Consider the following 3,389-nt stretch of genomic DNA (forward strand, 5'->3'; position numbering starts at 1 on the left):
GCTGGGGGGGAATTGCGGCGACAATTGCCTCGATTACCTTACCGACTGGAACAATTTCTAAGCCCACATCTTCGGGATAAACTTGACCTCTGGGGACAATTGCCCGTTTAAAGCCTAATTTCGCCGCTTCTTTTAATCTTAGTTCCATTTGCGACACCAAGCGCACTTGTCCGCCTAATCCCACTTCCCCGATTAAGACTGTGCGCGGATCCACGACTCGATCGCGAAAACTAGCGACAACAGCGATCGCAACTCCCAAATCCGCCGCCGGTTCTTCCACTCCCAACCCTCCCGCGGAGGCAACATAGGCATCTAATTTCGATAAAGGAATGCCGACGCGCTTTTCTAAAACGGCGAGAATTTGCTGTAATCGGTTGTATTCTATGCCAGTAGTCGATCTTCGGGGGGAAGCATAACTGGTAGGGCTAACTAATGCCTGTAACTCCACCACAATCGGGCGTGTACCTTCACAGGCTACCACCGTCGCCGTACCCGGGGAAAATTCGTCGCGATTGCCTAAAAACAATTCTGAGGGGTTTTCCACTTCCACCAAACCGTGGTCCACCATCTCGAAAATACCGATCTCATGGGTTGCTCCAAAACGGTTTTTCACAGATCTTAAGAGACGATGGGAGGCATAGCGATCGCCTTCAAAATATAACACCGTATCGACCAAATGTTCCAAAACTCGCGGACCGGCGATCGCCCCTTCTTTAGTCACATGACCGACAATTAATAAAGTAATATTCTCCCGTTTTGCCACCTGCATCAAGGCGGAGGTACATTCGCGAACTTGGGCGACGGATCCCGGTGCGGAAGTTAACGCCCCAAAATAAAGAGTTTGAATACTGTCAATTACCGCCACCTGTGGGCGTAGAGATTCTAATTCCCGCAAAATTTCCTCTAAATCGGTTTCTGGCAGAACATAGAGATGATTATCGAGTTCTGAGGTTGATTCAGAGGCTTTGTTCTCCTTGCCATTGCCATTATTTTCCGACTCCACGGGAACCACTCCCACCCCTAAACGGGCAGCCCGCAGTTTAATCTGTTGTCCCGATTCTTCGGCGGAAACGTAGAGGATGCGCGGTAATCTTTGGGCGAGTTGGTTGGTAACTTGCAGTAAAAGCGTCGATTTGCCGATACCCGGATCGCCGCCAATTAGTACAAGAGAACCAGGGACAATGCCACCACCGAGAACGCGATCGAATTCCCCGTAACCAGAGGGAAAACGTTCCTGTTCATACTGGGTAATTTCCGAGAAGCGCACCGAGATCCGCGGTTGCGGGTTGCGTTGCCCTTTGCCGTTATTTGGGCGACTATTTTGCCATCCTGGGCGATTTACCGCCGGATTATTGCCACCAGCCATCACTTGTTCTTCTAGCGTCCCGTAGGTGTCACAACTGGGGCATTTTCCCAACCATTGGGGAGATTCCGCCCCACAAGCGCTACAGATATATATTGTTCGCGATTTCGCCATGTTTTTTAAGAAAAGTTGAAGAAAAGTGGTTTGAGGATCAATTCTCTTGTCAAATTTAATTAAGTATGATAGAGGGAAAGGAAGATCCTAAAGTTATTGATAATTGCCATAAAAGAAATAAAATAAGAAATTTAGGCTTAATGATAACGGCCAAAGGATATTCTATAAACAGGAACGCTCGTTATTTAACTTTAAAATTCATCACACTATTTAACGAAGGAGTGTTAAGTCAGTTGGAGAACCAGAAGGAAAAAATTCTCGTTGTTGATGATGAAGCCAGCATCCGTCGTATCTTAGAGACTCGTTTGTCGATGATTGGTTATGAAGTCGTCACCGCCGCCGACGGAGAGGAAGCTTTAGAAACCTTCCGCACCGCCGAACCCGATTTAGTGGTTTTGGATGTGATGATGCCGAAATTAGACGGTTACGGTGTCTGTCAGGAACTCCGCAAAGAATCGGATATTCCTATCATTATGTTAACCGCTTTGGGCGATGTGGCCGATCGAATTACCGGGCTAGAATTGGGCGCGGATGACTATGTAGTTAAACCTTTTTCTCCCAAAGAACTCGAGGCGCGGATTCGTTCGGTGTTGCGTCGGGTAGAGAAAAATGGCGCTCCGGGGATTCCTAGTTCCGGTGTGATTCATATCGGTTCCATTAAAATCGATACCAATAAACGCCAAGTTTATAAGGGGGATGAACGCATCCGTCTGACTGGTATGGAATTTAGTTTACTGGAATTATTGGTCAGTCGCTCGGGAGAAGCTTTTTCCCGCTCGGAAATCCTTCAGGAAGTTTGGGGTTATACCCCCGAACGTCATGTGGATACGCGGGTGGTAGATGTGCATATTTCCCGTTTACGAGCCAAATTAGAGGATGATCCCAGCAATCCTGAGTTAATTCTCACCGCTAGAGGTACAGGCTATCTTTTTCAACGTATTCTAGAACCAGACGAGGAATAGTTCTCAGCTATGGCACAAGCTGATCCCAATCGTATTTTAAGACTGTTACCCCTGTTCGCCGGCATCGTCGGGGGTACGGTATTAATGTTGAATCGTTTTGCCACTGCCGATTTAACCCCATCGCAAGCGCGTTCCGATGTGATGGGAGTGATTTTGAGTGGGGTTTTAATTTTGGTGGGTTTAATCTGGCAAAGAGTTCAACCCCGCTTACCGGATGCTGTGGAATTAATCGGGCGTGAAGGTCTGGAATTTGCCCCAGATTTGCCAGAACCGGTTAAAATTGAGCTTGCTTGGGCTTCCCATTTACTTTTAACTAACACCGTGACAAAATCTCTGATCGTTTATTATCGGGGAGAAGTTTTATTACGTCGCGGTATCTTAAGCCAGAATTCTGAAGTTAAAGTTAGTAATATTATCAAAAGAGTTTTAGAAACCGGTAAAGCCGTTTATTTAGTTAATTTAAATTTATATCCCGCTAAAATCGAGTTTGACTATTTGCCAGAAAACACCCAAGGCTTAATCTGTCAACCCATCGGTAAGGAAGGGGTGTTAATTTTGGCGGCAAATGCGCCGCGCAGTTATACTAAACAAGATGAAATTTGGATCGAGGGAATTGCTGATAAATTAGCCGACACTTTCAGTCAGTTTTAGACGATTTCAGTAAGATTTAAGAATTTGGTTCAGATGAGAGTAAGCAATTAGGGTTGGCTGAATAAATCTAAAAACCTTGTTGGATAAGGCTTTTAGACTTTTTGTCAATCAAAAAGTACCAGTTGTGGGAGAGATAGGGGGAAAATTCCGGGACTTTTTCCCTGAAAATTAGGTAATACCAAATTTCTAAATCCATGACAGACATCCACGCTCGAATGCTTGCCAAGCCTGCATTCGTTGTGACGCCAATAAAGAAAAATGGTATAACTGACTATCTCAAAATCGGTAAAACCCTACAC

At 45.7% G+C, this 3,389-nt stretch carries 3 protein-coding genes; 2 read left to right on the forward strand and 1 reads right to left on the reverse strand.

The genetic code is table 11. The features are described from left to right. Nucleotides 1-1,477, reverse strand: a 1,477-nt coding sequence (radA, locus tag IQ242_RS20025) for a DNA repair protein RadA (protein ID WP_193961168.1), incomplete at its 3' end; no start/stop codon positions are given. Between the two features lie 233 nt (nt 1,478-1,710). Here radA and rpaB point away from each other — a divergent pair. Next, nucleotides 1,711-2,439 carry a response regulator transcription factor RpaB gene (gene rpaB / locus IQ242_RS20030; RefSeq protein WP_002781934.1) on the forward strand — a complete coding sequence of 243 codons (729 nt, stop codon included), beginning with the start codon at nt 1,711-1,713 and terminating at the stop codon, nt 2,437-2,439. A 9-nt stretch (nt 2,440-2,448) separates the two neighbouring features. Next, entirely contained in the window at nt 2,449-3,090 is a 642-nt protein-coding gene (locus IQ242_RS20035; RefSeq protein WP_193961169.1) for a cofactor assembly of complex C subunit B, read from the forward strand. Nucleotides 3,091-3,389: the final 299 nt, after the last annotated feature.

Origin of the sequence: Microcystis sp. LEGE 08355 (assembly GCF_015207185.1) — a bacterium.
Lineage (GTDB): Bacteria > Cyanobacteriota > Cyanobacteriia > Cyanobacteriales > Microcystaceae > Microcystis > Microcystis panniformis.